19 protein-coding genes are annotated in these 24,168 nt (G+C 56.6%); 9 read left to right on the plus strand and 10 right to left on the minus strand.

Annotated features, from left to right (window positions below):
- Positions 1–50: 50 nt before the first annotated feature.
- The 4 genes from QZ516_RS02250 to QZ516_RS02265 all read left to right on the plus strand — a co-directional run bounded on the left by QZ516_RS02250 (position 51) and on the right by QZ516_RS02265 (position 5,420).
- Positions 51–419 carry a YajD family HNH nuclease gene (locus QZ516_RS02250; RefSeq protein ID WP_365332655.1) on the plus strand — a complete coding sequence of 123 codons (369 nt, stop codon included), beginning with the start codon at positions 51–53 and terminating at the stop codon, positions 417–419.
- A gap of 66 nt (positions 420–485) precedes the next feature.
- Entirely contained in the window at positions 486–977 is a 492-nt protein-coding gene (locus tag QZ516_RS02255; protein WP_297185632.1) for an NYN domain-containing protein, read from the plus strand.
- Positions 978–1,201: 224 nt separating this feature from the next.
- Positions 1,202–2,251, plus strand: coding sequence for an efflux RND transporter periplasmic adaptor subunit (locus QZ516_RS02260; RefSeq protein ID WP_297185635.1), 1,050 nt, complete (start codon positions 1,202–1,204; stop codon positions 2,249–2,251).
- Positions 2,252–2,264: 13 nt separating this feature from the next.
- A complete protein-coding gene (locus tag QZ516_RS02265; RefSeq protein ID WP_297185638.1) occupies positions 2,265–5,420 on the plus strand; it encodes an efflux RND transporter permease subunit in 3,156 nt (1,051 codons plus the stop codon).
- Between the two features lie 58 nt (positions 5,421–5,478).
- Here the strand turns inward: QZ516_RS02265 and QZ516_RS02270 are convergent, their stop codons facing one another.
- From QZ516_RS02270 to QZ516_RS02295, 6 genes are all read right to left on the minus strand, one after another.
- Complete coding sequence (locus QZ516_RS02270; RefSeq protein WP_297185640.1) at positions 5,479–6,951, minus strand: succinylglutamate desuccinylase/aspartoacylase family protein; 1,473 nt, start codon at positions 6,949–6,951, stop codon at positions 5,479–5,481.
- Positions 6,942–8,624, minus strand: a complete 1,683-nt coding sequence (locus tag QZ516_RS02275; RefSeq protein WP_297185643.1) for a dipeptide ABC transporter ATP-binding protein — start codon at positions 8,622–8,624, stop codon at positions 6,942–6,944. The genes QZ516_RS02270 and QZ516_RS02275 overlap by 10 nt, the downstream gene beginning before the upstream one ends.
- A complete protein-coding gene (locus QZ516_RS02280; RefSeq protein ID WP_297185646.1) occupies positions 8,621–9,820 on the minus strand; it encodes an ABC transporter permease in 1,200 nt (399 codons plus the stop codon). Before QZ516_RS02280 ends, QZ516_RS02275 begins: the two co-directional genes overlap by 4 nt.
- Positions 9,813–11,195, minus strand: a complete 1,383-nt coding sequence (locus QZ516_RS02285; RefSeq protein WP_297185649.1) for an ABC transporter permease — start codon at positions 11,193–11,195, stop codon at positions 9,813–9,815. Before QZ516_RS02285 ends, QZ516_RS02280 begins: the two co-directional genes overlap by 8 nt.
- Positions 11,196–11,202: 7 nt before the next feature.
- On the minus strand, positions 11,203–13,080 hold the full coding sequence (locus tag QZ516_RS02290) for a peptide-binding protein (RefSeq protein ID WP_297185652.1): 1,878 nt from the start codon (positions 13,078–13,080) through the stop codon (positions 11,203–11,205).
- A 140-nt stretch (positions 13,081–13,220) separates the two neighbouring features.
- A complete protein-coding gene (locus QZ516_RS02295; RefSeq protein ID WP_297185654.1) occupies positions 13,221–14,354 on the minus strand; it encodes an aminotransferase class V-fold PLP-dependent enzyme in 1,134 nt (377 codons plus the stop codon).
- 769 nt (positions 14,355–15,123) lie between these two features.
- Here QZ516_RS02295 and QZ516_RS02300 point away from each other — a divergent pair.
- Both QZ516_RS02300 and QZ516_RS02305 read left to right on the plus strand, forming a co-directional pair.
- Entirely contained in the window at positions 15,124–15,615 is a 492-nt protein-coding gene (locus QZ516_RS02300; protein WP_297185657.1) for a TIGR00645 family protein, read from the plus strand.
- Between the two features lie 186 nt (positions 15,616–15,801).
- On the plus strand, positions 15,802–18,219 hold the full coding sequence (locus QZ516_RS02305; RefSeq protein ID WP_297185660.1) for an EAL domain-containing protein: 2,418 nt from the start codon (positions 15,802–15,804) through the stop codon (positions 18,217–18,219).
- A gap of 128 nt (positions 18,220–18,347) precedes the next feature.
- Here the strand turns inward: QZ516_RS02305 and QZ516_RS02310 are convergent, their stop codons facing one another.
- The 4 genes from QZ516_RS02310 to QZ516_RS02325 all read right to left on the minus strand — a co-directional run bounded on the left by QZ516_RS02310 (position 18,348) and on the right by QZ516_RS02325 (position 20,924).
- Positions 18,348–18,854, minus strand: a complete 507-nt coding sequence (locus QZ516_RS02310; RefSeq protein ID WP_297185663.1) for a tetratricopeptide repeat protein — start codon at positions 18,852–18,854, stop codon at positions 18,348–18,350.
- Between the two features lie 205 nt (positions 18,855–19,059).
- Positions 19,060–19,320: a DUF5062 family protein gene (locus QZ516_RS02315; protein WP_297185665.1), complete on the minus strand. Its 261-nt coding sequence runs from the start codon at positions 19,318–19,320 to the stop codon at positions 19,060–19,062.
- 15 nt (positions 19,321–19,335) lie between these two features.
- A complete protein-coding gene (gene cysE / locus QZ516_RS02320) occupies positions 19,336–20,121 on the minus strand; it encodes a serine O-acetyltransferase (protein ID WP_297185668.1) in 786 nt (261 codons plus the stop codon).
- 50 nt (positions 20,122–20,171) lie between these two features.
- Positions 20,172–20,924, minus strand: a complete 753-nt coding sequence (locus QZ516_RS02325; protein ID WP_297185671.1) for a ComF family protein — start codon at positions 20,922–20,924, stop codon at positions 20,172–20,174.
- 91 nt (positions 20,925–21,015) lie between these two features.
- Between QZ516_RS02325 and bioB the strand changes: the two genes are divergently transcribed.
- The 3 genes from bioB to bioD all read left to right on the plus strand — a co-directional run bounded on the left by bioB (position 21,016) and on the right by bioD (position 24,166).
- The gene (bioB, locus tag QZ516_RS02330) at positions 21,016–22,074 is read left to right on the plus strand and encodes a biotin synthase BioB (protein WP_297185674.1); all 1,059 of its coding nucleotides are present in this window, start codon (positions 21,016–21,018) and stop codon (positions 22,072–22,074) included.
- Positions 22,075–22,156: 82 nt separating this feature from the next.
- The gene (gene bioF, locus QZ516_RS02335; RefSeq protein WP_365332667.1) at positions 22,157–23,344 is read left to right on the plus strand and encodes an 8-amino-7-oxononanoate synthase; all 1,188 of its coding nucleotides are present in this window, start codon (positions 22,157–22,159) and stop codon (positions 23,342–23,344) included.
- Between the two features lie 123 nt (positions 23,345–23,467).
- The gene (gene bioD, locus QZ516_RS02340) at positions 23,468–24,166 is read left to right on the plus strand and encodes a dethiobiotin synthase (RefSeq protein WP_297185677.1); all 699 of its coding nucleotides are present in this window, start codon (positions 23,468–23,470) and stop codon (positions 24,164–24,166) included.
- Positions 24,167–24,168: the final 2 nt, after the last annotated feature.

Genomic DNA, 24,168 nt, shown 5'->3' on the forward strand with positions numbered 1-24,168 from the left:
GCTTTGCCGGTTGCTCAAGCGGGTGATGGGTAAAGGTGTGGGAGAGAATCATGTCATCGGACAAGCTGGACAAGGCCGTGGCCGACGCCCGGATGGCACGGGACCAGCGCGAGAAGGGTTACCGCGAGCAGGCACTGAAAATGTATCCCTGGGTGTGCGGGCGCTGTGCCCGGGAATTCAACCGGCAGAACCTGCAACAACTGACGGTTCATCACCGCGATCACAACCACGACAATAACCCGTCCGATGGCAGTAACTGGGAATTGTTATGTATCTACTGCCACGACAACGAGCATTCCCGTTATGAGGATGCCGGTTACGGCGATGTATTGCCGCAAACGCAAAAGACGGCTGCGACGCACAACCCTTTCGGTAATCTGGGGGAGTTGATGAAACGGAAAAACAACCCGGATGGTTAGCCATCGGTAAATGGCGTGGCGCTGTCCCGACCCGTTGAATCCGATCCCAAAAAATCAGGTGACTCCTTGAAAAAAACCGTACTGCTGGTGGATGTACAGAATATTTACTACACCACCAGAGATGCCTACGCGCGGCATTTCGATTACAACCGTTTCTGGGAAAGGGCCACCGCAAACCGGCAGGTTGTCAAAGCCATCGCCTACGCCGTTGACCGCGGTGATGCGAAGCAGCGGCAGTTTCAGGCTATCCTCCGAGCCATTGGTTTTGAGGTGAAGTTAAAACCCTTTATCAAACGGACCGACGGTTCTGCCAAGGGTGACTGGGATGTCGGTATTACCCTTGACGCCATGGAGTACGCAAGGCATGCAGACCTGCTGGTGCTGGTTTCCGGCGATGGTGATTTTGCCCTGCTGGTCGACAGGGTGCGCCGTGACTATGGCATTCCGGTGGAGGTCTACGGTGTTCCCGCGTTTACCGCGCTCGCTTTGATCAATGCGGCTACCGAATATATGCCGGTGGAGGGCGATCTGCTGCTGGAATCCCCGGGCAGAAAATGAGTCATATCAGTGGTTACCGCTCACTTGTGTGCATTGACTACCAATCCGGTTTTGAGCGTCTGCCGGTGCCGCTGCTTCTGTTTCCGTGTATGCTGATCCATAGGACGGGCGTCGACGTAATGTTGAATATTCGCGCTACAATTTTCTCACCGGGTTCTCAGCCCGCTCATCATAGCTTCTGGTAACTGCCGATGGTCTTTGGGAAATCCCCGCTCGTTATGCTGATGGCCGTTTCATGGCTCGTTGGCAGTCCAACCCAGGTCCTTGTCGCTGACGACAGCGTGCCGGTTTCCGTAACCCGTCCCTACCTGGCGGAACTGGGCGAAACATTAAAGTTGTCAGGTTCTGTCAATGCCCTGCAGCGGGCCAGTCTCTCCACCCGGGTCGACGGCCTGATAGCTGATCTCCAGGTGGATGTGGGCAGTCATGTCAAAAAAGGTGATCCGCTATTGCAGCTGGATGCTGCGCTGATCACCCTTGAGTATCAGCGGGCCAGGGCGGCTACCGCAGAGCAGCGGGCTGCACTCGATGAGGCCCAAAGACTACTGGATGATGCGCTGCGTCTGCGCGAGAACAACCACGTATCGGCAAACGAAGTAAATACCCGTCGTGCAAGTCTCAACCTGGCCCAGGCATCACTTGAAGCGGCGATAGCCGATCAGCGGTCAGTGGCAGAAAGGGTTGAGAGGCATGTTTTGCCGGCACCCTTTGATGGTGTTATTGCGGCCCGGCATGTTGATAGGGGGGAGTGGATAAGTCGGGGCGACCCGGTGTTTGAGCTGGTCTCCCTGGATCGGGTGCGCCTGGATGTCAGGATGCCCCAGGAACGCTTTTCGGAAATCAGTGATAAGACACCGGTGAATGTCTGTCCCGACAGCAATCCTGTGAAATGTTTTTCTGGCACGGTTACCGCGCTGGTGCCTGTCAGCGACTCTTCAGCACGGACATTTCTGGTTCGAATTCGCCCCGAAGGGAGTTCGGGGCAGCTCTTGCCTGGAACATCTGCCAGTGCCGTTTTTGAACTGGGAGACGGGCGTTCACGGGATATGCTGCTGCCTCGTGATGCACTGCTGCGCCATCCGGACGGCAGCTACAGTGTGTTTGTCGCCAGAGAGGGTATTGCCCGGCGTCAGCTGGTAGAAGTGGGTCGCGAAGCGCGGGACAACGTGGTCATTACCGGCGGATTGGCAACTACCGATGACGTGGTGGTCAGGGGCAACGAGGTCCTGCGAGATGGGCAGGTGCTTCGTGTCGTCGAGTCCCCCAACCCTTAAGGAGCGTTTCTGAATGCTTGATGCGGGCGTGAAGAATGGCAAATTGCTCGCCGTTATCGTGCTGATTATTTGCGTGCTGGGGATTGCCGCGGCATTTCGTATTCCGGTACAGATGATTCCTGACCTCAGTGTGCGCACGATCAGCGTTGTCACCGGTTGGGCCGGCGCGACACCGCAGGATATTGAAAAAGAGATTCTGATCGAGCAGGAGCGCTACCTGCGCTCGCTGCCCAACCTGCAGCGCATGGAGTCTGTCGCCGAAACCGGGCGGGCCAGTATCGAGCTGGAATTCCCCTTCGGGGTCGATGTCAACGAGGCCCTGATCCGGGTGGCCAATGCCCTCAGCCAGGTGCCCAGCTACCCGGAAAACGTCGATCAGCCGCAACTGGTCAGCACCTCGTTTTCAGAAAATGCCTTCATGTATTTCAGCCTGCATCCGACCACGGGCAATCCGCTGAATCTCGACATCGATATGATCGGTGATTTTGCCGAGGATGATGTGCGTCCCCGTCTGGAACGGGTTAGTGGTGTCTCACAGGTGGAGATTCGGGGCGCCGCAGAGCGGCAGGTGCAGGTCCATGTGGATCCCGCCCGCCTGGCCCAGCGGGGGCTCAGCCTGGTCGATGTGCGGGATGCGATTCGTAGCCGCAACCGGGATATTTCCGCCGGGGATATCGACGATGGCAAACGCCGCTACCTGATGCGGGTGGTGGGCCGGTTCAGGGATCTGGCTACCCTGGATAATATGATTCTGGCTCACCGCAACGGCAGCGATATTCTGCTGAAAGACGTGGCGGATGTCAGGATGGACCATTTTGAGATTCGCGATCTCAACTTTGTCGATGGCGAACGCAGCATCAGTATGGCGGTGCGGCGGGAGTCGGGTTCCAATGTTATCCAGATCAAGCACGATATGCTGGCAGCCATTGCCGAGGTGAAGCGCGAGCTGCTGGAACCCAATGGCCTCGAAATAACCTTGATTGGCGACGATGTGCGCTACGTTCAGTCCTCGGTGCGGGGTGTCGTCCAGAATCTGGCGATTGGCGCGCTGCTGGCCACCCTTGTCATGTACCTGTTTTTACGTTCCCCCCGGGCGACTTTCATTGGACTGATGGGCATTCCTGTCTGCACCATCGCCGCTTTTCTGGGATTGCTGGTATTCGGCCGAACCATCAATGTGATCTCCCTGGCGGGGATTGCCTTTGCCATCGGCATGACCCTGGACAATACCATTGTTGTTCTGGAAAGCATTGAACAGGCCCGACGCCGCGGACTGGACCGAATCGAGGCCGCCATTGCCGGTGTTCGAGAAGTCTGGCCAGCGGTGCTGGCATCCAGCATGACGACAGTGTTGGTATTCGCACCGGTCCTGCTGGTACAGGAGGAGGCAGGACAGATTTATTCGGATATTGCCATTGCCATCTCCAGTGCGATTATCGCCTCCATGCTGTTGGCAGTATTTGTGGTTCCCGCCGCCTGTGCCCGATTGGGTTTTGGCAACGGTTACGGACTTACCGGTGAGGCGGCTGAACGGAGTGCGATTCTCCGGGCGGTGTGCTGGGTAACCGACAGCCCCCTGCGTCGCAGAACCTGTCTCATGGTGACCGTGCTCTCGACCGTCGGTGCCGCCTGGTGGCTGATGCCCCCGGCCGAATACTTGCCCGAAGGTGAGGAGCCCAAGGCGTTCAGTTCGATGTTTGCGCCGCCGGGCTACAATCTTCAGGAAATCATGGTCATCGGTAAAGAGGTCCAGACCATTCTCGATGCGTCAGTGGAGGCCGATCCGCGTCTGTTCGACCGGGGTGAAGCACAGATTCCCTCCCTCAAGTACTATTCCCTGAGAGTGTCAGCGGGTGGCTTGAGAGTCATCAGCGAGCCGACCCGCGATGCTGATATTCAGCCAATGATGGATGCCCTGACGGATCTTTTTACCAGCTATCCCGGGATGCGTGGATTTTCCGGTCGAGGTTCAATCATCTCCAGTAATCAGGGTGGTACCCGGGCGGTGAATCTGGATATCTCCGGCCCCGAACTGGACAACCTCTATCAAACGGCCGCCAGTGCATTTCAGCGGGCGGGCGACCTGTTTGAGCGCCCGCAACTGGATTCGGAGCCCTCGTCCCTGACGCTCGATCAACCGCTGGTGGAAATCCGTCCCCGCTGGAATCGTATGGCAGAGGTGGGTTTTACGGCCGACAATTTTGGTTTTACCATCGCGGCGCTGAGCGATGGGGCCTTCACCGATGAGTTTTTTGTGGAGGATGACAAGGTCGATATTTTCCTGTTCAGCGATGCTGTACGTGACCAGAAACTGGATCAACTGGCAGCCCAGCCCGTCCTGACACCCAGTGGCGAGGTGCTGCCCCTGGGGGCGCTGGCAGAACTGGTGCAGACAGTGGACAGTGACAGTCTGCGGCGGGTGGATGGCCGCCGTACCGTCACGCTATTGATTATCCCGCCTAGGGACGTGGCATTGGAAACCGCTGTGGCACGGGTCAGGGATGTGATGGTGCCGGCGATGCAGGCGTCCGGCGAGGTTCAGAAGGGGGTCAGTATGTCGATCTCCGGCGCCGCCGATCAACTGGATGCCACTCGAGAGTCCCTGAGCAGCAATTTACTGGTGTCGGTGGTGCTGATCTACCTGCTGCTGGTGGCCATTTTTTCTCACTGGGGGTTTCCCCTGCTGATTCTGGCCACCGTGCCGCTCGGTATCGCCGGTGGCATCGTCGGACTGGTGGCCATCAATGGTGTCGGCTCGTTGATGAGAACCCTGGGTTTTGCTTCTTTTCATCAACCTTTCGATATGATTACCATGCTGGGTTTTGTGATTCTGCTGGGTACGGTGGTCAACAATCCGATACTGATTGTTGACCATGCCCGGCACAATCTGCGACAGGGCGCAGAGAGTATCCTGGCGGCGGTGAGAGGCGCCGTGGAGGCGCGCCTTCGGCCAATTCTGATGTCGACTGCCACGACAATTTTTGGACTCGCACCGCTGGTCTTTATTCCGGGTGCCGGCACGGAACTCTATCGCGGGGTAGGGATTGTGGTGCTGGCGGGGATACTGATTTCCACCCTGATTACTCTCAGTTTTCTTCCGTGCCTACTGATCACGACGTTGCAATGGCGCGATCGCCACACGTCATTGCAGCATCGTTCTGGCCGTTGAGTCGGACTGCCGGTAACCCGCTTCAGGCGGAATCCCGGAGATGTTGTTTCGGGTCCTCCTACTCTTCGTCGGGTATCTCCGTTTCCGCGCCGATGTGATACGCAGCAAACCCGGCCATGACCACCTGATCCACCGCCATACCGATAATCCGTCCAGTAGCACGCGCATGAATGGCGTGGCTGGCATTGGTGATCGGGTCGGTGACGATGCCCAACACCTGCCCTTTGATGACGCGGTCACCCAGTTTTTTCTTGCTGAACAAGATGCCGGCGTGTTCGGCTCTGATCCAGTAGGAGTCATAGTAAACTGGTTCCGGTTTGCCCCAGACAAACAGCCTCGAGATCATGTTCTGTTTTTCCATCAGACTATTGAGGCTGTTCACCCCGGCTTTGATCTGCTTTTCCTGGATGCGCAGGGATTCTCCGGACTCCATGGACACGGCAATGATGCCTGCATCCAGTGCAGCGGTGCGCAGCATGCCACCCGTCCCGCTGCTGTGAACCACTGCCATGCGGTCAAACCCCTTGACGAATGTGCGGACCTCAGCAATGTTCATATCGGCACGCAATTGTGGCAGGTTGGTGCGCTTCAGTGAGCCGGTATGGATATCCACCAACATCGTGCAGTGGCTGATGATTTCGTTGAACAGTGAATAAGCGATCCGGTCCGCCAGATTGCCGGTGGGATTGCCGGGAAAATGGCGATTGAGATCGCGCCTGTCGGACAGATAGCGACTGCCCTGCTGGAAACCCTGCAGGTTGACAATAGGCACGCCGATCACCTGTCCGGCCAGTTTTTCAGGCTCCAGATCGTAGAGGGTGCGGCGAACAATTTCGATGCCGTTCAGCTCATCACCATGAATGGCCCCGGTCAGACACAGGGTTGGCCCGGGTTTTGAGCCATTCACCACCAGTACGGGTGTGGATTGAGACAGTCCGGCAATCTGCATGCCCGAAGACCAGGAGAGCCGGGTCGAGGTGCCGGGCATGATTTCCGTGCCGAGCAGGGTGATAGCTCCCGCCACTTCTTCTGTGGGATCGATATTGGGCTCATCGGCGGATTCTGCACTGGCCGCCTGATCGTCGGAAACAGTTGCTGTACCCTCGTCGTGGGGGGCTTCGGGTGTTGTTTCCGTTGTGGTTTTTGGTTTTGGTTTTGGTTCTGGCTCTGGTTCCGGCTCTGTGGTCTCGCTGGCTCCCGTCTCAGGGGAAAAGGATTGAACCCCTGGTGGCGGGGCCAGCTCTTTCAGGTCAATGTGCGGGGCAATTTTCGTTGTTTTTGAAGAGGGCTCGGGATCTTCTGAGGCCTCGGCTTGATCCGGGTGCGATATTTTTCTGGTGTTGTCGATATTTTTTCGAAGGGGTTTGGACGATTCAATATCCTCGACATTTTCATCATCGGCGGCTTCAGTCTCGGCCTCCTCAAACTCCAGTTGGCTCTCCGCCAGAGCGAGCGTGCAGGGCAGGCAATACAGCAGGCTGGCCAGCAGGATGCGGGGTACCAGTCTGGACAACGGGTGGTTCATTGACATGACGTCTCCGGTTCGGTCGGTGCCCGGCCAGATCGTGTCTGCAGGAAAGATTCATTCAATCTCGGTACAGCCTCCAGCAGGGTTTTGGTGTGAAGATTTTGTGGATCTGCCATAACGGCTGCGGTGCACCCTGTCTCGACAAGACGCGCTTTATGCATCACCGCCATCCGGTCTGCCAGATAATCCACTACGCCCATGTTGTGGGTGATAAATAACATACCGATGCCGTCCTCGTCGACCAGCTCCCGGAGCAGGCGGAGTATGCCGGCCTGAACGGAGACATCCAGGGCCGAGGTGATTTCATCACACAGGATAAATCGGGGCTCCAGTACCAGCGCTCTGGCGATCGCCAGCCGCTGCCGCTGCCCGCCGGAAAACTCATGGGGGTAGCGCCACAGGCTGTCGGCGGGCATCTCCACGCGTTCGAGAAACCGGACGGCCCGTCGGGTGCGTGCATTGTCATCTTCGCCAATGCCGTGCACCCGCATCGGTTCTATCAGGGACGTATGAATCGGCAGTCTGGGATTGAGGCTGGAGCCGGGGTCCTGGAAGACCACTTGCATACGACGTCGCAGGGGGCGCATTTCAGCACGGCTCAGATGGGTGATGTCCTGCCCTTCCAGGTGGATACTACCCGTGGTTGCTGCCTGCAAACGGAGCAACGCCCGTCCCAGCGTGGTTTTCCCGCAACCGGATTCGCCCACCAGTGCCAGGACCTCCCCGGCATTGACCTGCAGCGAGACCTCATCAACCGCATGAAATTGATCGACGACACGCCGCATCAGGCCCTGGCGTATCGGGAAGTAAACCGAGAGATTGTCCACCGACAGTAAGGTCTGTGCCGAGGCCGGTGGTCGGGGCGAACGGGGCAGCCGTTCCGGCAGTGCGGCAATCAGGCTGCGGGTATAGGCATGTTGCGGATTGCTCAGCACGTCAAAGGTTTTGCCGCTCTCGACCAGTTCGCCATGTCGCATGACCCCGACCGTGTCGGCTATCTGGGCCACCACCCCGAAGTCGTGGGTGATAAATAACATACCCATGCCATAGCGGGCCTGTAACTCGCGCATCAGTTTGAGAATTTCTGCCTGTACTGTGACATCCAGGGCCGTGGTGGGTTCATCGGCAATTAACAGCGCTGGTTCACAGATCAGTGCCATGGCAATCATCACCCTTTGCCGCTGGCCACCGGACAGGCGATGGGGGTACTCGAGGATGCGGTTGGCAGGGTCGGATATCAACACTTCTTCCAGTGCCGTCAGAATCCGCTCACGTCTGGCTTCGGCATTCAGGTCGGGCTGGTGTATCCGGAGGACTTCGTCAAGTTGCTCGCCGATGGTCAGCACCGGGTTCAGTGAGGTCATGGGCTCCTGAAAAATCATGCCGATGCGTCGGCCGCGGACACTGCGCAGTTGTTCACCATTGGCGCTGAGTAATTCGAGGGCTTCGCCGCCCGGCTCATGCAGCCATACCCGGCCATCGGGGTGACGGAACCGGTCAGCGGGTAATAACCCCATGATCGAGAGTGCCGTCACGGATTTGCCACTGCCGGATTCCCCCACCAGGCAATAGGTTTCACCGGCGTTCACCGTCAGACTGATGCCATTCACCGCCCGCAGCCAGTTGTCGGTTTCGCCCAGTTCCGTGATCAGTGATTCCACCTCAAGCAACTTCACGCGCGCTTGCTCCGGTTGGTTTGGGGGTCCACCGCATCCCGCAGCGACTCACCGAGCAGGTTGTAGGAAAACACCGTCAGAAAGATCGCTCCACCGGGAAAAACCGCCAGCCACCAGTTGAAGGTAGAGGACTGCACCGCCTGATTAAGCAGCTGTCCCCAGGAGGGGTCATCAATCAGCCCCAGCCCGAGAAAGCTCAATGTCGCCTCTGCCAGAATGGCGGAAGCGACCCCGAAACTGGTGGCGACCAGCAGCGGCGCCAGCCCGTTTGGCAGCATGTGGCGAAACAGTATGGAGCGCAATGGCAGACCACAGGCGACGGCGGCCTGCACAAAATCCTGTTGTCGCAGTTTCAGGAATTCTGCGCGAACATAGCGGGCATAACCCGACCAGGCCGTGATACCGATAATGACCATCATCATATAGATGGAACGACCGAAAAAGGCCACAAAAGACAGCAGCAGAAAGAGGGTCGGAATGGCTTCAAAGATTTCCACCAGCCGCATCCCGATAATGTCCACGATGCCGGAAAAATACCCCATCAGGCCGCCGATGATGGTACCGATCACCAGGGCAATACCGGTGGCGATAAACCCGATGCCAAGAGCGATGCGGGAGGCGTGAATCATTCGTGAGGCGACATCGGCACCGTTTTCATCGGTGCCCATCCAGTGGAGGCGTTGCTCTGATGTCAGGAGTGGCGATTCGATACCGGTGTCTGCATAGTCGCGCAGGTAATCCTTCGCCGAGTAGGGGATGGGTGCGCGGATAATGGTTTCAACCTTGCCGGTATCCTCCAGCTCACGATATTGCTCATAGATCACCAGGGCCGGTGGCGATACCAGGGTATAGGCGATCATTGCGGTGAGTGCCAGCCCGATCAGTACCGAGAGAAACTTTTTCCACAACGGGATGGGCAACAGGGCAATCACCAGAATCATGGGCAGGCCGCTCAGCCAGACCCAGTCGAGTGGGGTCATATGTTGCAGCAACGGGCTGCTGGCCTGTCCGTCCACCACCAGGTAGAGCGGGTGGCTGCTGGCCAGAAAAGGGGAGAACGTGGCAATGATCACCAGCAGGCCAATCCAGCTGAGGCCAATGCGAGCGCTGGTGCGTCCCAGCAATGAAACGGCCACTTGCGTTGTCCAGGGCTGGGAGGGCTGTTTCATGTCAGTGTCAGCGGATAACTCAGTCATAACTGACCCTAGGATCGACAACGGCATAGGCAATATCTGCCAGCAGGTAGCCAAACAGTGTCAGCAGGCCGGAGATCAGTGTGACGGATAACACCAGCTCCCGATCCCTGGTTTGCACGGCTTCCACCGCCAGTTTGCCCATCCCGTCGATACTGAAGATGCTTTCCACAATCACCGAACCTGCCAACAGGCTGGGCAGCAGGGTGGCCGAGACCGTAATCAGTGGCAGCAGGGAGTTGCGAAATACATGCCGCCACAGCACAGCTTCTTCGTCGACCCCTTTTGCCCGGGCTGTGCGCGCATAGTCAGCGGCTAGATTCTCCAGCAGCGACGAGCGTGTCAGTTTGGCAAGAAATGCCAGCCCGCCGTAGGACAGCGCAATGATCGGCAGTACCAGATGCCAGAGCCGGTCCAGCAGGTAGCCGCCCTGCATCGCTTCGACGCCCAGATATCGTGACAATGTCAGCCCCCCGCCCAGGCCGATTGCGCCCGCCAGGGCAATACGGAAACCCGGGTGCTGCATGCCGGCCAGCAGGATGGTCAGCAGCCCGAGTGAAGTCGCCAGTAATAAATGCAAACCGCCCAGCCACTGGCCCCCGAGATCCCATGCCATCGCGTAACCGAGCAGTGCTCCGATGACGAATCCGCCGCACTGGCGGGCAATTTTGGGTGCGGAGGTCGCCGCAGCAATCAGCAGTACGGTGACCGTCACAACGCAAGCCACCGCAATCAGTAAATCGCTGCCATTGGCAAACAGGGGCAGAAAGGTTTGATCGACGGTCTCGCGCTGCATCAGGCCGCCGGTGGGAAACCAGCGCCAGTATTGCTCGGAGGCAAAGAAACCGATAAACAGTACCCCGGCCAACATGCTGGGCACTGACCAGAGCCCCAGCAGAAAAATATTCGAGGCCACATCGAAACGCCCGCCGCGCTGTCGTGCGGCCTGTACGCCGATGCTGATGGCAATTGTATAAATGAGGGGGATGGAGATCAGATTAAGCAGCAGGGTGATGGGCAGGCGCTCCGCCAGCAAATCCATCACCGGGCGGCCGTAGCGAAAGCTGATGCCCAGATCCGCGCCTTTCCAGAGGGAGAAAGTGCCGAGTGTGCCATCCGGTTCCCGCTCGAAACCGATCGGCGAGATATTGTTCAACCAGCGCAGGTATTGCACCGGTGCCGGTTGATCCAGCCCATAGAGCTTGTTGTAGTACTCCTCCAAAGCCCGGCGACTCTCTGGCTCCAGTTCCATGCCGTCCACCAGCGACTGGGCTGTAATGCCGCCCGGGGCCGCTGCCATGACAATAAAGACCACCAGCGTGATACCGAGCAGGGTCGGTATCATCAGCAAGGTGCGACGTACTAGATAATTCAGCATCGGCAGTTCAGCGATTGCGCTGGCGATCGGCCGGCACGTAGATCTCCACCGGTACACTCATCAGGTTCAGTCCCAGCCCGGTTTTTTCCAGATTGCTGATTCGATCATCCACAAAGGCCAGGGTGTTGCGGCGGAACAGGAACGTGTAGGGCTGGTCTTCCACCAGAATGCGCTCTGCCTCATGCCATAGCTTCATGCGCTTTTCTTCATCGACTTCGCCGCGCGCCGCATCAATCGTGGCGTCCAGCTCCGGGTTGCGGTAGTTAATGAAATTGTCGCCGTTTTCCATGGACTGGCTGGAATGGAACATCTGGTAGATGTCGATTTCGATACCGGAGGTCCAGCCGAGGGTGATGGCATCAAAATTCTTTTGCCGCAGGTCCTCTACCATCACCGACCACTCGGTGGGTTTCGGTTTCATCAGAATGCCCGCGCGGGCATAGAGGTCCCGGAGGAACAACACCATCCGCCGGGTATCGTCGTTATCCTGGAAGAAGGTCAGCTCGAATTCGAAGTTCGTGCCATCCTCTGCCTGCAGAATGCCGTCGCCGTTGCGATCGACAAAGCCCGCCTCGGCAAGTAACCGTTTGGCCTTTTCCATATCGCGGGGCAAGGGCTGGTTTTCCGGATTGTGTTGGGAGGATCCCGGCATAAACGGGCTCACCGCCGGTTGACCGTAGCCGAGAAAAATTTCCTCGAGCATGCGCTCCACGTCGGTCAACAGCGACATGGCCAAACGTACCCGGGTATCGCTGAAGAGACTGTTTTTGTCGCCGTGTTGCTGGTTCCAGGCAATGAAGCTGTAGCCGGCTGTAGGGCTCATGTACTCAAAATGTTTGCTGCGTTCGCTGATACCCGGGTCGTCAAGCAGGCGCTGATATTCCCGTGGGCGAGCCCCGTAAACATCGATATCCCCGTTGCGGAAGGTGGTGAGGCGGGCGCTGTCATTTTCGATAATACGCCACACAATCCGGTCGAAAGAGCCATCCACCGGGCCCCAGTAGCGGGGGTTGCGCTCCAGTTCAACCCGGCCCTGGTCGGGGGTCCAGTTTTCCGGGTCCTTGAGTCGATATGGGCCTGAACCCAGCAACAGTCCGCGGCTCTCATTAAAGGTGCGGGGCTCATCCAGGAAGCGTTTATAGAAATGTTCCGGGATGATCGTCAAACTGCCCGCCAGCTGCAGGCTGTTGAAGTAGGGCTCCTTGAAGACAAACTCCACGTGGTAATTGTCCAGCGCGGTGACCCGCTCAATCCGTGACAGATAGGCGCGGCTTCGCGGTGCGGCAATGGCTTCGTTCATGATGAATTCAAACGTGAACTGCACATCCTTGGCGGTCATGGCTATCCCGTCGGAGAAGCTGATATCGCGGCGCAGGGTAAAGTTGATGGTGAGTCCGTCATCGGATATCTGCCAGTCCTCTGCCAGTAGCCCACTCCACTCCAGTGTGTCCGGATCCCGGACCAGCAGGGACTCGAGAACATATTGCTGCACTTCCGAGGAGTAGGCGTCGCCCGAGACCAGTGGTGTCAGGGTGGTGAGGCCGCTGCCGAATGCCAGCATCAGCCAGTCCCCCTGGGCGTAATTGGCCTGTTGCGTAGCCAGCCTTGCCCGCTCAAAGGCATCTGTCCGGTCAGCGGTGTCACTCGAGCGGTCATCCACTTCGGTCGTATTGAAGCGCGCAGTGCGGACGGTCTGTTCCAGGTTGCGTAAAACGCCCCGGGTAGAGCGAATATCCTGAGCCTGCTCCTGCATCAGCCGGGTGATATCGTTCATGCGGGTCCACTGCCGGTCAATCTGGACCATGAGTAATAATATCAGCAGGCCCAGGACACTGATGCCGAGCCAGAAAGCAACCCGGCTGATACCCATGTTTCCATTTTTCATGCTGATCCGCCCATGTCTGCTGTGTTATCCGATAACGGTTCTGTTGTATGAGTACTTCTTGCGGAGTGTGTTCAACCGCAGCGGGTTATATTACTGAACTTGTCGAATAAAGGGTGGCCCGTCGCAGCTGTTAACCGTCGTTATCCTGACATGTTTTCCAGTGCACTACGAAGATGGGCGACCGTGCGCTCTATGTTGTGCAGTTTATCGAGCCCGAATAGCCCAATTCTGAAGGTTCTGAAGCCGGCCGGTTCATCGCATTGCAGGGGCACCCCCGCGGCAATTTGCAGGCCCTGCTCCAGAAATTTCCTGCCATTGTGGATATCCGGGTCCTCGGTATAGCAGACCACGACGCCGGGTGCCTGAAAGCCCTCGGCGGCAACACTCTTGAAACCCCGTTCGGTGAGAAGTTTGCGAACCTGCTGTCCCAACTCGAGTTGCTCCTGTTTCACCCTGTCAAAACCATAGTTTTCGGTTTCCTGCATGGTGTCACGGAATTGCAGCAGGGCATCGGTGGGCATGGTGGCGTGGTAGGCGTGGCCACCATTTTCATAGGCTTCCATAATTTGTAGCCATTTGCGCAGGTCGCAGGCAAAGCTGCTGCTGGTGGTTTGGTCAATGCGCTGTCGCGCCTCTTTGCCCAGCATGACCAGCGCACTGCAGGGCGACGCGCTCCAGCCTTTTTGCGGTGCACTGATCAGAATGTCGACGCCACAGGCCTGCATATCCACCCAGAGTGTGCCCGATGCAATGCAGTCGAGCACAAACAGGCCACCCACTGCGTGAACGGCATCTGCCACCGCTCGAATATATTGATCCGGCAGGAGCATGCCAGCGGCGGTTTCCACATGGGGTGCAAAAACCATCGCCGGTTTTTCTGCATGAATCCAGGCAGTGACTTCATCGATGGGGGCGGGCGCCAGAGCCGGTTGTTCGGGGTCATCGTCCACTGCCCGTGCTTTCATCACGGTGATGTCGTCGCTGATTCTCCCCATTTCCAGAATCTGGCTCCAGCGGTAGCTGAACCAGCCGTTGCGGATCACCAGGCATTTCCTGTCCGTGGCGAACTGGCGGGCTACCGCTTCCATCCCGTAGGTGCCACCGCCGGGGACGACCACAACGGCCTCGGCGTGGTAAACCTGCTTCAATGTGCTGGAGATGTCATTCATCACTGCCTGAAAACGTTTGGACATGTGATTCAGTGAACGGTCGGTGAAGACCACAGAGTATTCCAGTAAACCGCTGGGGTCGGTATCGGGGAGTAAGCCGGGCATGGGGGGCTCCTTCTTGCCAGTACGTCATTCTTGTGAAAGGCCGGCCAGTATATTTTAAGCCGGTGAAGATCCCAAAGCTTGTCGACGAGTCGGTGCAACAGATTGGCTGCACTAACGGTTCGACATGAATGTGCTTTGCAGAGAACAGCCCGGTTTGGGCTGTCCAAAAATCGATGGGCAGGTCAAATTTTTCCCGGTCAAAAAAACTGACTTCGGGCCATAAAAATGCCATCGAGTGGTACGATTATTCTGTTGCTAAGCTGCTAAAAAATCGATAGTTTTAGTCGATCCGTGGCTGATTCTGGCTTCTTTTTCATCCACGGCTAATGCTGTATTAACCACATGTTAATGCGGTGACTATTGACTAACAATAAAATGATGAAGGGTTCTATGGCTAGATATATTGTGACTAAAAAACCACAGGAAAATGGGAATCATATTATCCACAACCTGGGCACCTGGTGTCCTGATTTGCCAGACTCTGTGGATCAGAAATCCCTGGGTAATCTCCCCTCCTGCCAGGCGGCGATGAGGGAGGCGAAAAAACATTTTCAGCAGGTCAACGGCTGCTTTAAATGTTCACGAGCGTGCTTTGTAGGATAAACTGTCCAGCGCAGTACAACAGGGCCATTGAAAAATGGCCCTTTTTTCTGGCCTGTCATTGGCGTTAATGGCAGGAAAACAGGAGAGCCCTGCCACTCCGGCGGGCCCGAGCCAAGCGATCCGTCAGTGGATCTGCCGGCAAGTCGTTTTTACACAGGAAGTCGAAATGGAAAAGATATTTGAGAACACCATGTATGCCGCCCGCTGGTTGCTTGCCCCGATCTATTTCGGGCTGAGCTTTGCGTTGCTGGCGCTGGGTGTAAAGTTTTTTGTCGAGGTGGCGCACACCTTACCCATGATTCTGACCATGTCGGAAATGGACCTGATTCTGGTGGTGCTTTCGCTGGTGGATATTGCCCTGGTGGGCGGCCTGATTGTCATGGTGATGTTTGCCGGCTATGAGAATTTTGTCTCACAGCTGGATCTGGACGAGTCCACCGACAAACTGGTCTGGCTGGGTAAGCTCGATACCAGCTCACTGAAAAACAAGGTGGCGGCGTCCATTGTGGCCATTTCGTCGATTCACTTGCTGAAAGTTTTCATGAATGCCCCGGAAATAGCGAACGACAAGATTCTCTGGTACGTCGTGTTACATATGACCTTTGTGGTTTCTGCGTTTGCCATGGGTTTGCTGGACAGAATTATGACCCGCCACTAGCCGGAGTCTCGATAACAGCCGTGGCGGGCGGAGTATTGCTTCCGTGATTTCCTGCATCGCAAACAGGGTCTGCTCATCAAGCAGAAAAAATGTCAGAATAAGCGTGGGCATTCATAAAAATAATAATAAGGAATCAAGGTGGGTTTTTGGCAAATTGTAAATCCTGATATTCACGCCGAAACATTTATGACTGGTGAATATCATCAGTTCATTGCCCTGTTGGCCTTTATGCTGCCTGTTTTTGCTACCTCGCTGGTTTTACCCGTCAGCGACCGATTTAAGGTGATCAGGCAACCCTCCCGTTATCTTTGGTTGCTGGCCGGTGGTGCTGCCATGGGTGCCGGTATAGGAGCGATGCACTTCATTGGTAGCCTGCTGGCTTTCCAGTTGCCCTTTCCCCTTCAATATGATCTCAAGCAGACCCTGCTATCCGTGACTCCGATGATGGCAGCCTGCGGCGTACTGATTGTTTTGTTTTCGGCCGAATTGCTCACTGGCTGGTTTCTGCACCTCTCGGCCCTGGCGCTGGCTGCCGGTGTTGGCGCCTCACATTATCTCGGCATGGAGGCCATTGTCAGTCCGGTGAAAATGTATTATTCGACGGGTCCGGTGATCGTCGCCGGTAGCGCTTTGTACCTGCTGGCCTGGGGCGGCTTGTCCTGGGGTAAGACCTTGGCTGGTCGATACAAGCTGTCGCCAGTGGCGACCCAGCTGGGGCTGAGTCTGTTGCTGGGTCTGGCGGTGAGTGCCATGTATTTTGTCGCTATGTTGGCCGGTTATTTTGCCCCCGATACCATTTTGACCAACTCGCAGCCATCGGCTCTGTCTGTGGGGCAGCTGGCAGGTATGGTTGCTATCGCGGGGCTCCCACTGATCCTGCTGGGCATCGCTGTAACACTGAGCCGTCGAATCGGCACCATGGCCACACTGTTAAAGCAGAGTGAGGACCGTTTCAGGCAATTGGCGGATACAACCAAGACCGCTATTTTCACTATTGTGGGTGACCGGATCACGTATGCAAATCCAGCGCTGGAAAAAATTATCGGGCTCAATAAAGAGGCCCTTCCCCTGATCAGTGTGCACGACCTATTTGGTCGGCAATTTGCCGAGTATGCAGGGAGCGTCGCCAATACTGAATCACTTCCCGGCCATGCATCTCATGAGTCGTTCGAAATAGAAACAGCCCAGGGTGACCAGCGTTGGCTGTACTTCAGTTTTACACGGGCCGAGATTGCCTATCAGCCCACCTTGCTGGTCAGTGCCTTTGATATCAGCGCCCAGAAGGACGCCGAACAAAAAGTGCACCGGCTGGTACACAGTGACCAGCTCACGGATCTGGCCAGTCGCGCATTGTTTCTGGCGCGTCTCGGTGACCATTTGACGGTTTTGGGGCGGGCGGAGAGCGATGTGCTGTCCATGCTGGTATTGCTGGATCTGGATAATTTCAAATTGATTAATGACACCTATGGCCACACGCAGGGGGATCAGTTATTGATGAGCGCCGCCGAACGTATTCGAACATTGACGCGCAAATCCGATACGGTGGCACGGCTGGGCGGCGATGAATTCGTGATGCTTTTTGAGGAGCTGGAAAGCATCAATCACATTGAAGTCATTGCCGAAAGAATTATCAATACCCTTGCGCAACCCTACATTTTTAACGGCAAGAAAATTGACATGAAAGCCAGCATGGGGATGGTGGTTCTGAACGCCAGTCACCACAGTGCTCCGGATGAGGTGTTGCACGATGCGGATGTTGCCCTGATTCGCGCCAAGCGTCAGGGCGGTGCGTCCTGGGTGATTTTTGATCAGCAGATGGATGCCACCATGAAGCGTGGCCGGCAGTTGCAATCGGAGCTGAAAAAGGCCATTGCCGAACATAAATTACAGCTGTTCTATCAACCGATATATTCTGCTCGCGACCATCAGCTACGTGGCTTCGAATCGTTGGCCCGCTGGCGGCGCGAGAACGGCGAATGGGTTTCTCCGGCAGAATTTATCCCGCTGGCAGAGGAGGCGGGCCTGATTGCAGACATTGGCCTGTGGTGCATCGAAACGGCCTGTGAACAGATCGGTCGATGGAATGCCCGTCAGCCCGACAGCGACTACTATGTCAGCGTGAATATCGCCTCCGATTCATTCGGTGATGAGCGGTTTGCCACCTGTATTGAGATGTCATCCGAATCCCACAGGGTAAGGCGGGGTCAACTGAAACTGGAGTTGACCGAGCGAATCCTACTGGCAAATACCGATAACATGCTGGAAAAACTGCACAAGCTGATAAGTCTGGGTTGTGAACTGTTGATCGATGATTTTGGTACCGGTTATTCCAGCTTGTCCTATCTGCATTTATTGCCGGTTGCCACGTTGAAAATTGATCGCAGCTTTGTGATCAACCTTGAGAAAAACGATTCCTCCATGTCTGTGGTGAAAACAATTATCGCCCTGGCCAAATCGCTGGAGATGAGTATTGTGGCTGAGGGGGTGGAAACCCGGGCGCAGGCAGACCTGTTGTCGGATCTCGGTGTGAATCAGTTACAGGGGTATTACTTTGGTCGCCCCGTGGCCGCTGGTGAGGCGGAGGCCTTTTTTGCGCGGGTGTGATCGATAAACACTAACTCACTACTACGAGCTCGGCGTAGCAGGGTTCGGTTGGATCGGGGCGGGGCAGGCAGTACCGGAAGAGCCAGCCTGGCCTTTACGGTATCCGGTACTGTGCGAATCGTTGTAATCTAGCGCAAGGGTTCACTGATGAATTCGATCGCCGGTGGATAGCCCTTATCGGCTGATTTTTTGAACCATACCATGCCCTTGTCTTCACTCTTTGTCGTACCCATACCGTTATAGTACAGGCCACCCAATGCGTACATCGCGACGGGATGACCTTCGTTGGCGGCTTTCTCGTACCATTTTATGGCCTCGGCATAGTCCTGAGCCACGTTCTCACCAGCCTGATAAAACCAGCCCATTTCGAACAGTGCTCCCGGGTGGTTTTGGAGGGCGGCTTTTTGGTAGTAGTCAAAGGCTGTTTTGATGTCTTTGTCCGTCCCCCAGCCCTCTTTGTAGAGAATCGCAACACCATATTGTGCATCGGCATCACCTGTGGCAGCCAGTTCGGAGAGAATGGCATAGCCTTCATCCAGCTTGCCACTGCGGACAGCTTCATAACCCTCTTCGAGGGTTTCTGCCAACGCCGAGATCGAAAAGATAATACCTATTAATAAGCTGATATATTTCACGGACACTCCAGAGATAGTCATTTTGTTATTTTGTCGTCGGCACAGGAATTACCTGAACGACATCCTGTGGAAGAGAGCGGTATTGTCGTATGCAAATCTTCCGGTTGAGACGTTTGATTGTCTCAAGGGTTACGAGTTCACTTTGCCTGACGGATCATATTCAGAAATACCCGTCGGGGGACAGCTGAACCAGAGGAGACAACTGTCATTGCAGTAACCGGTGTCCGGCAGGTAATTGCCGCGCCATCCACAGTGCCAGTTTATGCTTCATGTGGACGATATCATGCTGTTCATTGGCCAGTGGCTGAATCAGTTTGTCGTGCACCAGAAGTTTATAAATGTATTCGATTTTTTCGTTGGCTGAGTCGCTGGTTTCAAATTTTGCGGCACCACGTTTTTCCGCATAGATCATGCCTACCCGCAGTGCTTCCTTGAGGAGTTCGGTCTCGTGTTTCAGTTTGGACATGGATAGTTTCCTGGTTCAGTCGCAGCAGCCGGTAAGCCCCTGGTCCATCAGTTCGGCAGGGGAGTCAGTATCAATCGTGCCCACAACGGTTGCCGGAACGCCTGCAACCACAGAGTGGGCGGGAACATCGTTCAATACCACGCTGGCGGCGGTTATTTTGGAGCCGGCACCAATTTCGATGTTGCCGAGAATTTTTGCGCCCGGACCAATCATCACGCCGCGTCGCACTTTGGGATGACGGTTACCGGACTCCTTGCCGGTGCCGCCGAGGGTCACTGATTGCAGGATGGACACGCAGTCTTCGACGATGGCCGTTTCGCCGATGACGATACCGGTGGCATGGTCAAACATGATGCCGCGACCGATGCTGGCGGCGGGGTGAATGTCCACGCCAAAGGTCACCGATATCCGGTTTTGCAGGATCAGCGCCAGGGATTTTCTGTCCCGCTGCCAGAGCCAATGCGCGGCACGCCACGCCTGCAGGGCGTGAAACCCCTTGTAGTAGAGAAACGTGGAGAAGAGATTCTGGCAGGCCGAATCACGCTGATAGATGGCGAGAATATCGCAATTGATGCAGTCCTCAATATCCGGATCTGCTGCAAAAGCCTCCTCGAATACCTCGTGCAGGGTGAGCGCTGACATGGCGCTACAACCCAGTTTTTCCGCCAGCAGGAAACCCAGAGCTGCCAGCATTGAGTCGTGTTTCAGAAGGGTGACTTGCAGAAAACTGGCCAGTACCGGTTCTTCTCCGGCAACCACCGTGGCTTCCTGCTGAATTTTTTGCCAAAGGCTTGTACTCATAAGCGGAAATCTTGATGTTTAACAGTGGGGCCATTATCAAGGTCGGCCGATTAATTTTCCAGCGGCGTTCGCGCCAGACACCAAACATCGACCCTGGCGGCCCCCGCGTCCATCAGCAAATCACTCAGTTCCCCGACGGTGGTGCCGGTGGTCATCACATCATCCACCAGGGCAATGTGCTTTCCGTTCACCGGTGCATTGAGCTGAAAGGCACCCCTGATGTTGGTCAGTCGCTCTTTGCGGGATTGCCCCTGCTGGTGTGGCGTGTGTCGGTGGCGACTCAGTAGCCGTTGATTAACCGGAATGGCAAGTCGCCTGCTCAAATAGTGGGACAGCCAGCCCGCCTGGTTGAAGCCCCGTGTAAATTGCCGTCGCCAGTGCAACGGTACCGGTACAAGCAAGTCCGGCAACGAGGCCCCAGCGTTGTTTTGAGGCGCCTCAATCGCGGCCACCAGAAACTCGGCCAGCAAGGTGCCGCAGTTGAAGTGGCCCCGGTGTTTGAAACTGTTAACCAGCCGATCCACCGGATACGCATAACGTAAAGGGGCAATGCAGTGATTAAAAGCGGGTGGCTTGACCAGACATCGGCCGCAAACGGCCTGAGTGGTCAGGGGCAGGGCGCAGCGGGAGCAGGCTGGCCGATTAAACGGCAGTGACGCCTGACAATCGGTACACAGATCCCGACTCCGCCCGGAGGCGATGCCGCACAGCAGACATTGTCCCGGCAGCAGTCCATAGCTGGTCCGATGCAGCAGCCGGGCCCATCGAATACGGTCAAATGCAACTTTTACTGATGGAAACATCACTTGTTAACCTAAAATCCATTTATGGTTGACAGTGGCCTTGGCTCACCTATCATAGCGAGCTGTCACTGCACTATATGAGAGATTGCCGATGCCCGCCAGCCACACCACTGATATCCGCCACGACTGGAACCGCGAGGAGGTTTTGGCGCTGTTCAATCAGCCCTTTAATGACCTGATGTTTCAGGCGCAGGTGGTGCACCGGCAGCATTTCAATCCCAACGAAGTGCAACTCAGCACATTGCTCTCGATCAAAACGGGTGCCTGCCCGGAGGACTGTAAATATTGTCCGCAAAGTGCCCGCTACGATACGGGCCTCGAGAAGGAGAAGCTGCTGGCTGTAGAGCAGGTGATCGAGGAGGCAAAAGCCGCCCGAGCGAGCGGTGCCACCCGTTTCTGCATGGGGGCTGCCTGGCGGTCGCCAAAGGACAAGGATATGCCCGTGGTGGCCGAGATGGTTCGCCAGGTCAAGGCGCTCGGCCTGGAAACCTGCATGACCCTGGGTATGCTGGAGGCAGAGCAGGCCCGGTTACTGGCCGATGCAGGCCTGGATTACTACAACCACAATCTCGACACATCCCCGGAGTATTACGGCGAAATCATCACCACGCGCACCTATGAGGATCGTCTGAACACCCTGGATAATGTGCGCCAGGCGGGCATGAAAGTCTGTGCGGGCGGCATCGTCGGTATGGGTGAGGGGGAAAAAGACCGGGCGGGACTGTTGATGCAGTTGGCCAATCTTCCCCACCATCCGGAGTCGGTGCCGATCAATATGCTGGTGAAAGTGGCGGGCACTCCCCTGGACAGCCAGGAGGACCTGGACCCCTTCGATTTTCTTCGCACGATAGCGGTAGCCCGTATCCTGATGCCGAAATCCCACGTGCGGCTGTCCGCCGGCCGCGAGGAAATGAATGACCAGATGCAGGCGCTGGCCTTTATGGCGGGCGCCAATTCCATTTTCTACTGCGAAAAATTGCTCACCACCCCCAACCCCAAGGCCAACAGTGACATGCAGCTGCTCAGCCGTCTCGGTATCCAGCCTGAAACACACCGGGTTGAGCGGGACAGCCTCGAGGAAGAGCGGGCTTTGCAGCGGGCAATAGCCGAGGTGGAGACAGACCACCTGTTCTATAACGCCGTGAATTAACCGACGCTCTCTACATCCGCAGTATTTTTATCACAGATCATCGCCGGGGCAGTGGATTCGCTTACCCGGAGGGAAGGGTCAGATGACATCATCCATGGACCAGGTGTTACAGGCGCGACTGGATCAGCGCCAGATTGACAACCTGTATCGCCGTCGACACCTGTTGCAGTCGGCTCAAAACAGTATTGTGCAGGTGGACGGCAAAACCTGCGTGGCCTTTTGCAGCAATGATTATCTGGGGCTGGCCAGTCACCCGGCTGTGATCGACAGTATGCGCCGTGGTGTCGAAACCTACGGGGTCGGCAGTGGTGCCTCGCACCTGGTCTATGGCCATTCCCAGGAGCATCATGCCCTGGAGGAAGAACTGGCTGCGTTTACCGGTCGGCCCCGGGCGCTGTTGTTTTCCACCGGTTACATGGCCAATCTGGGTGCTATCCGGGCTTTGGTAGACAAGGGCGATCACGTCTACCAGGATCGCCTTAACCACGCGTCCCTGCTGGATGGCGGATTGGCCAGCAATGCCCCCTGTCAGCGCTATCAACATGCCGATGTCGGCGACCTCACCCGGCGACTTGGCAAGGCAGAACAGGGCCGAAAACTGGTGGTTACCGATGGTGTGTTCAGCATGGATGGGGATCTGGCGCCGCTGCCAGCGTTGGCCCGGGCCTGTGCCGAACAGGGTGGCTGGCTGATGGTGGATGATGCTCACGGTTTTGGTGTGCTGGGAAAAAACGGCGGTGGTCTGGCAGAGCACTACGGGCTCGGTGTCACCGATGTGCCGGTGCTGATGGGAACCCTGGGCAAGGCGTTTGGCACATTCGGTGCTTTTGTGGCCGGTTCCGATGCCCTGATTGAAACCCTGATCCAGTATGCCCGCACCTACATTTACACCACTGCATTGCCCCCCTCCGTGGCAGCGGCCACTCGCATCAGTCTGAAGATACTGCGCCGGGAAACCTGGCGCCGGGAAAGACTGGTCAGCCTGATTGAACGGTTCAGGGCGGGAATCGGCGAACTCGGACTGGAACTGTTGGATTCGCCGACGCCGATCCAGCCGGTCATGTTGCATGATGACGCACTCTGTTACCAGGTGGGCGAGGGCCTGCGTGCCAGGGGGTTCCTGGTGGGTGCGATCCGCTCTCCCACTGTCCCCGTGGGCAGTGCAAGATTGCGCATAACCCTCTGTGCCGAACACACCGATGATCAGGTGGACGCGCTGGTTGAGGCGATCGGTAAGACATTGGCGGAAGTCGGGAAAAATTCGCAGTGAATAGCCCGTATTTCCTCACAGCCTGTAAAAAATTCTGTGATGGGCAAGGGTCAATGGCCTAGGGTCAATGGCCTAGGGTCAATGGCCTGCAATCCGGGAGATCATTTAGGGTGGTAACGTGCAATGGCTAAACGTTTTTTTGTGACAGGCACCAACACCGGTGTCGGCAAAACCCTGATCAGTACCGCGTTGCTGGCCTCGGCCCGCGACGGCGGACTTTCTACCGTCGGGTTGAAACCGGTGGCTGCCGGGTGCGAGGTCACGGGTGAGGGGCTCCGCAATGCCGACGCCCTGTCGCTACTGGCCCAGTCGAGTCTGCCGTTGTCCTATGAAGAGGTAAACCCGGTGGCACTGGCGCCTGCGATTGCACCGCACATTGCCGCTGCAGAAGCCGGTCGTCGGCTGAGTGCCGAGCGGCTGGCGGGGTTCTGCCGGGGTATTATGCTGCAACCGGTGGACCTTTTGCTGATCGAGGGGGCAGGTGGTTGGCGAGTGCCCCTGAACGAGCGGGAAACGTTCGCTGACCTGGCCAAAATTCTGCAGTTGCCGGTGATTCTGGTGGTGGCGATGGAGCTGGGCTGTATCAATCACGCGTTGCTTTCGGCAGAGGCGATCCAGCGGGACGGGCTAAAGATGGCAGGTTGGGTCGCCAACCAGGTTTGTCCTGAGCAAATGGACCGCCACCATGAGACCCTGGCAAGCTTGCAAGCCCGATTGCCATGCCCCATGATCGGTGCAGTGCCATGGTTGCCGAACCCGAACCCGACCCCGGAACAGGCAAAGCCATTCCTGAAGCCGGGTTTTTTGACGGCAAAAAATTAATT

Source organism: uncultured Porticoccus sp., from assembly GCF_913061305.1.
GTDB lineage: Bacteria > Pseudomonadota > Gammaproteobacteria > Pseudomonadales > Porticoccaceae > Porticoccus.